Source organism: Vibrio owensii CAIM 1854 = LMG 25443 (genome assembly GCF_000817815.1).
GTDB lineage: Bacteria > Pseudomonadota > Gammaproteobacteria > Enterobacterales > Vibrionaceae > Vibrio > Vibrio owensii.
The window spans coordinates 1-6396 of record NZ_JPRD01000108.1; the positions used below are offsets into that span (position 1 = coordinate 1).

7 protein-coding genes are annotated in these 6396 nt (G+C 44.3%); all 7 read right to left on the reverse strand.

From position 1 onward, the window contains the following. Window positions 1-80: 80 nt before the first annotated feature. Window positions 81-482 carry a GspS/AspS pilotin family protein gene (locus H735_RS29470; protein WP_005434979.1) on the reverse strand — a complete coding sequence of 134 codons (402 nt, stop codon included), beginning with the start codon at window positions 480-482 and terminating at the stop codon, window positions 81-83. Window positions 483-485: 3 nt separating this feature from the next. Continuing rightward, a complete protein-coding gene (locus tag H735_RS29475) occupies window positions 486-782 on the reverse strand; it encodes a YciI family protein (protein ID WP_020196838.1) in 297 nt (98 codons plus the stop codon). Window positions 783-902: 120 nt separating this feature from the next. Beyond that, window positions 903-1298, reverse strand: coding sequence for an acyl-CoA thioester hydrolase YciA (yciA, locus tag H735_RS29480; RefSeq protein ID WP_009706926.1), 396 nt, complete (start codon window positions 1296-1298; stop codon window positions 903-905). Between the two features lie 143 nt (window positions 1299-1441). Beyond that, complete coding sequence (locus H735_RS29485; RefSeq protein ID WP_020196837.1) at window positions 1442-2014, reverse strand: septation protein A; 573 nt, start codon at window positions 2012-2014, stop codon at window positions 1442-1444. A 128-nt stretch (window positions 2015-2142) separates the two neighbouring features. Beyond that, window positions 2143-2385 (reverse strand): hypothetical protein, encoded by a 243-nt coding sequence (locus H735_RS29490; protein WP_009706924.1) that lies wholly within the window; start codon window positions 2383-2385, stop codon window positions 2143-2145. Window positions 2386-2479: 94 nt separating this feature from the next. Then, window positions 2480-5029, reverse strand: a complete 2550-nt coding sequence (luxN, locus tag H735_RS29495; protein WP_020196836.1) for a quorum-sensing autoinducer 1 sensor kinase/phosphatase LuxN — start codon at window positions 5027-5029, stop codon at window positions 2480-2482. Continuing rightward, window positions 5022-6221 carry an acyl-homoserine-lactone synthase gene (locus H735_RS29500; RefSeq protein ID WP_020196835.1) on the reverse strand — a complete coding sequence of 400 codons (1200 nt, stop codon included), beginning with the start codon at window positions 6219-6221 and terminating at the stop codon, window positions 5022-5024. Before H735_RS29500 ends, luxN begins: the two co-directional genes overlap by 8 nt. Window positions 6222-6396: the final 175 nt, after the last annotated feature.

Sequence of the window (6396 nt, forward strand, 5' to 3'; positions counted from 1 at the left end):
CTTAAGTGAACGGCATTAGGACATTGAGCCTCGCTTTTTTCTATCTGATTTTTACTCATTCTAGTGAACGAATAAGCGCATTACTGTGGCTGTTGAGTCGCAGTACAAGTTTGTTCTGATACTAGCTCATCTGCCATTAATTGGCCGCGAGAGTTACGGATCTTAATGCGGTACATCAAGCCCATATCGATTTGCTCACGAACTGAAGGCGTATTGCAGTAGGTGTAAATGCTGGTATTCAAAACTTGGTTTAACGGCTTAGCACCCAGTGCATCGTCGTTGTAGATCATCATCATCTCAACCACATTTTTATTGGATGAGATGCGTAAAATCTTGAGAGGACCGTATTCAAGCGGTAAGCCCGCAGAAAGAACACCCGCACGGTTTGAAGCCATCAATTCGAGCTGGCGCTGTTTGTCATCGTTCGATGAACAGCCAGCTAAGGCACCAAATGCGAGGAATAGACACAGTAATTTTTTCATAACTTAAAACACTTTCTTGAACGGTTTTACGATGACATTTTCGTAAACACCCGCCGCGATATAAGGATCGGCATCAGCCCATGCTTGAGCATCTTCCAAAGAAGCAAACTCTGCTATAACGGTTGAGCCTGTAAAGCCCGCTTCACCTGGATTATCAGAATCGATCGCTGGCATTGGACCCGCTGTGAGTAGTCGACCTTCGTCTTGAAGCTGTTGTAAGCGCTCAAGGTGTTGCGGTCTAACACTCATACGTTTTTCCAATGAATTCTCGATGTCCTGAGAAAAGATGACGTACCACATAGCATATTTCCTTAATTGGTAGGGTAAAGTCTTAATTTAACGCCTTTTTTGTGTCACTCACAAGCGAACATGAAAAATTGTGAGGTTCTTCCTAGCATTTATTGGTTCTGGCGTACTTGATTACTTCTGAATTGGGCGTGGTTTGCCTTCAGTATCGATCGCAACGTAGTTGAAGGTTGCGTCACAAACCATGAAACGGTCTTCAATGCCGTGTTCTTTGATTGGTTTAACCCAAACTTCTAAATCGATGCTCATTGATGTGCGACCGATTTTAGTACATTCGCCGTAACAACACACAACGTCGCCGACTCGAACGGGTTTTTTAAAAGTGATACTTGATACTGAGACTGTTACGATTCGACCAGAAGAGATTTCTTTAGCAAGAATACCGCCCGCTAAATCGAGCTGAGACATGATCCAGCCACCGAAAATATCGCCATTGGCGTTAGTGTCGGCAGGCATAGCGAGGGTACGAAGCAGCAATTGGCCGCGAGGGGATTGAATTTCCTGACTCATTTTGACATCCATTAACTCTAGCAAAGCTAGTCTGGGTGGATTGCAATAAGGCAACACCAAAAGTCCAGACAGCAAGAACAAAACAGCGACCCAAAGGTCGCTGTGAATAATCAATATGAGCGAATTATAGCAAAACTGAGTTTTTAATCATCAACCGATACATCGGATGAGTTCTCTTTTTGCTCTTTCTGTTCTTTTGGCATGTGTTTATAGATGTAAAAGCCAGTTGCGACCATGTAAGCGAACGTCGCAATCAACAAACCAAACACTTTGAAGTTCACCCAAACATCCAACGGGAGTTCGAACGCAACGTAAACGTTCAAGCCTGCGCAGAACGAAAAGAAGCCTACCCACGCCCAGTTAATCTTGGTCCAAACCGAATCGGGCAGCGTTATCTCTTTACCTAACATGCCTTTGATTGCTGATTTGCCCATCGCGTGGCTGACAGCCAAGCCTACAGCAAATATCACGTAAACAATGGTCACTTTCCATTTGATGAAGTTCTCATCGTGGAGGAAGATCGTCATACCGCCAAAGATGGCCACCATGGCGAAAGTGATGAGCTGCATCTTCTCTACTTTTTTGTACAGTACAAACGTCAACACAATCTGGATGGCAGTCGCGGCAATAAGAGCACCAGCCGCAACGTAAATGTCGTACATCTTATAAAGTGCAAAGAAGACGATGAGTGGAATAAAATCAAGGATTTGCTTCATGCTGCAAAAATACCGAGTTGTTGAGTTGAGGACAGTCTAGCGAAATCTGAGGCAATGTGAACATTTATAGCTTAGTGGAAACAAAAATTGCCGTAATCAATACGGCAATTTTTTGAGAGGAGAAGTGGTTACGCGACGTTTTGGTAGCGCGTGATTAATGTCTTAACGTCTTCTAGGTAACCTTCTCTCAGGAGGTTATCAACAGTCGCCTCTAACTCATCATGAGACATGGTAAAACACGTTGATTTTCCGGTCATTAGGCTTAGGTACTGGTGGTATTCTTCTTCGGTGTAATGACCGACGCGATCAAGCAATAGTGTTTTGATACCGTGGTGAATCAAGCCGTAATATGTGTGTCGATGAAGCATCATGTTCACTCCTTATCAAGCTGCTCCTCCATCCTGTAGAGGACTTGAATCTGTGGATAATTCGATTTGTACTTCAGCAATGCATATCAGATGCCAACTATTCGTTCTCTTTTTCAAAAGAGCTAGACGCGGCATCTTTATTCAACCAGTTGTTCAAAACATGACGCAAAGCGTTCAATGTCGTTGGCTTTTCTAGTCTCCCGTCCATCAGCTTTTTGATCATGTCTAATTCGCGCTCACCAGACTCGCCCGACAAAGCAATGATAGGCGTTTGAGAAGAGAGCGCCTTGATTCTTTGGCTTGCATCAAACCCGTTCATAACAGGCATTTGCACATCCATTAGAACCAAATCTACGTGGTTGTTTTTAAATACTTCGACTGCGTTTTCACCGTTATTCGCTTGTAAGCTGTTGACGCCCAATTGGTTCAAATACATTTGTACAAGCGCACGTTGCACCTCTTTATCGTCGACAATGAGCACTGTTGGTGCTTGGCTATCTATTTGTACGTTGGCCGTGACTTTATGTTCAGTGCTTCGTTTACTGTGTTTCCAGTCATTGAAGTAAGGCGTGCGTAAGGTTTCTGCTTTTGGTGCATTTGGCACAACAGGGAAGTACAAATGAAACTCGGTAAATTCACCAAGCTTAGATTCACACTCAATTCTGCCGCCAAATGAACGCATTACGCGCTGACAGTAACCTAAACCTAAGCCACTACCACCGCTCTTTTGGTAAGAGAAAAAGTCATCAAAGATCTTGTGAGAGATCGTCTCGTCGATGCCTGGACCAGTGTCGCGGAAAACGAGAATGTTTTCGTAAGGACCCGTTTTGGTGCTTATCTCAATTTGACTGTCTGGATACGAATCAAAATAGTAAATTGCATTACGAATCAAATTGAAAATGACAAAGTTAAATAAGGTCTCGTTGAGTTTTGCTACAAAGTCAGTGTGTTGCGGCAGGCGAATTCTTTCAATTATCTTCTCATTTTCAAAACCGTAGTGACTGACGGCTTGGTCGACGGCTTTGTGAATCGAGGTCATCGCGGTAGGCTCATGCTCCGGAGAGCTGTCGCTCACTTCTCGCAAAATGATATCGATAAGTTGGCGGCCACGTTGAATCGCCGCTTGGCCATTCTCTATATCCAGTTTGATCTGCTCGACGGAGGCTTGATCTTCGATATGCTGCTTTAGGGCCTCAAATTGTAATTGAACTTGAGCAAGAGGGTTACGCATCTCATGGGCAATTGAGTTTGCTAAAGCGCGACTTTGACGAATGCGGCGGTCGGCCTCAATGGTACTTTGGACTCGCGTGAGCAAGGTCTGCAGTGCGGAGATCTCCTCATTAGAGAACATTTGATTGTTGCTCTTGTGTGGAGAAACCAACAAGTGTGTCACCGATTTACCTTGACCAAATAAAGGCATCACTAAAGCCGTGTCGTTCGAGCTCATCTTGTCGTAGAGGGCTTTGAGCGAGCCTTTTGTTGAAACCTTGTAATCCAACTCTTCAGAAAGCTCATCAAGAACCAAAACCGACTTATTAGAAGAAAGGTAATCTTCGTAGAAGGTCTCGTTGTAGTTGCTGGTTACGAGACGCAGCTTGTCATTTGGAATTTGCAGTAGATTACCAAGGTGACGCATAGCCTCATCGATCGACAGTTTAAAATCTTCCTCTAGCGCTAGGATTTGTTGTACTGGAGTCTTTTTGTTGCCGTAAATCAGGAAAGAAGCGTAACGACTCACTCGTTTGTAGAGTAAATGCCATGTGATACCGATGACCGCACAGATAGGTGTGGCGATAAGCCATTGGTTGCTGTCCGTTAGCGGAATAAATATTGCCCCCAGCGGAAGAACAAATATCGCACAAACGAGCAATGCACTCAGGCACATGTAGGCCAGATATTTCACGCTGTAGAAGCGAGAGGTCAACAAGGCATAACCGACAAACAACATCTCACTAATGGACAAGGCTGGTGGTAACCAAGTGAGTGAGAAGTCCCCCATGAAATAGGTCATACCAAGGTGAATGGTTGCGGTAGACAGCATGAATACCAAGATACCGGCGATCATGTAATTCGTCTTCGCTAAGGTTAACTTGCTGCTGTTGGTTCTCATCGCAACAAGGTTTACTAGCGTGAGGACAACGAAGCTGACGAGACCAATAAAGAAGTACGAAGTATGAGGACCAAACTCAATGACGAATTGGCTTGGCCCTACGATGTCCACATGTTCAACCGTCAAATCGGGACGCAAATTGATAAACAGTGAGTACACCGTAAGGGTAACGAAAATCGCCTGCTGCCATAGATGGACTTTGCCTTTTCGCTGTTCTGCCGCGAGTTGGCAAGAGAAGTAGTACGCAAACGCAAAGGCGAAAAACGAGGCGAGGTTGGCAAACTTTGCCATGAATATGCCGGCCGTTGCACCAAGCTGAGGTAATAAGTCCGTATGGAAGTAAGCGTTGCTACTGATCCACGCAATGATACACACTGAATACGCGATGTAAGGCGCGTGGTGTGTACCGAAGATCACTTCATTTTTTTGTTTCAGGCGATAGCAATAATAGAAGAGCCACATCATAACCACGGCTACGGTCGCGAGGAGCGTCACGGCCTTGGCGTAGATTATTGCCTCTAAGCTAAAATCAAACATGCTCATCTCTTTCTAGGGAACCACGTTTTCTGATCTCTCGAACGGCACGTTTATAGCCTCGAAAGTCGGTATCACTGAATGCTTTGACCATCATTTCAAAATTCCAGAATCCACGGTACGTCTCTTTGCCATCGTTATTTAAGTCGCAATAACCTGAATGGAAATACGCTTTTGCGTCGATGGCTTGATAAAAGTTGAGCATGAAAGGTTGCTCGATAATGGTGAAGCCGATTTTATAACCTGTTTGATGCAACACGCTCATCAGTTCTTTTTGAGCGAGGTAGAGGAAGTAGAGTTTTTGTTGAGCATTTCCACTTACGGTCAGGCGCAGCACTTCACATACGGCTTGCGTATCAGCCAATTGTAACTTGAATTCACTATCAAATTCTGGGAGAGAGTAACATTTTAACAGTGCAGATGGTGTAAATAGCTGTAAACGCGTGAATTCGGAGTAGCCATAACTAGGAAAGCAGTAATTCCACTGTTCATTACTAAACTGCGGCGCGTAGCTGAGCCAAGTATCATGAATGGACCAATCTTGGATAAGTGCAGAAGCAACAAGAGTAGGGCAAGGTTCTTGGTCTGGGTGCTTTAACACGATGAAGTGTTTACCAACTTGGGACAAAAACAACAGTGGCAGCATTTCGTACCACTTTTCACCTTGTATAAAAAGCTCAAGATTGCTGAGTGCAATCGCATCACTCAGTGGCATTGCCTGCGGATGGCTCGGAGCTTGTACCATAAGTTGAGCATCTTCTACGCGCTCAATTAGCGCACCGTAATAAGCGCTGTCTTCAAAGGGCAGTTTGGGTGCTGTTGAGGCGTATTCTTCTAATGGAAACTTGGCTTTAATCGCGGCGATCTCACACTCACACCAAAAGTCCAACCAATGCATGTAGCACTGTCCCACAACGCCTTCAAGTAGAGCAATTTCTTCTGATAGTGTGCTTGGATAGCGTTGAATAAGATCGCGATAATCCATTAACTCAAAGAGAACGGAATAGCTTTTATGCTGATGCTCTGGGAAGAGAGAGGTGAGTTGGTTTTTACGGTAATCCGTAATGGTTTGAAAAAGCGCGGTGCGCTCATGTGGTTCATAAGCGGTGAGCACAAGATCGAGCAGCGCTTGCTGTTTTTGTTCGATAGACAAACTGTTAGCTGACAGTGAGCCTAAAGATAAGGTTAATTTCATGGGACAACCTAGCCTAGGTTTATTGATTTTTTATGTTTGTGTCGTCCTTATATCACTAAAGAAAAAATATGCTACCGGTTTTTATTTAAACGGTTACGTAAGGCAAGTTTGAGATGAAAAAAAGCCGCTCTTTTGAGCGGCTTGTTTAAATTGCATGTACCGTCCTAAATAAGGT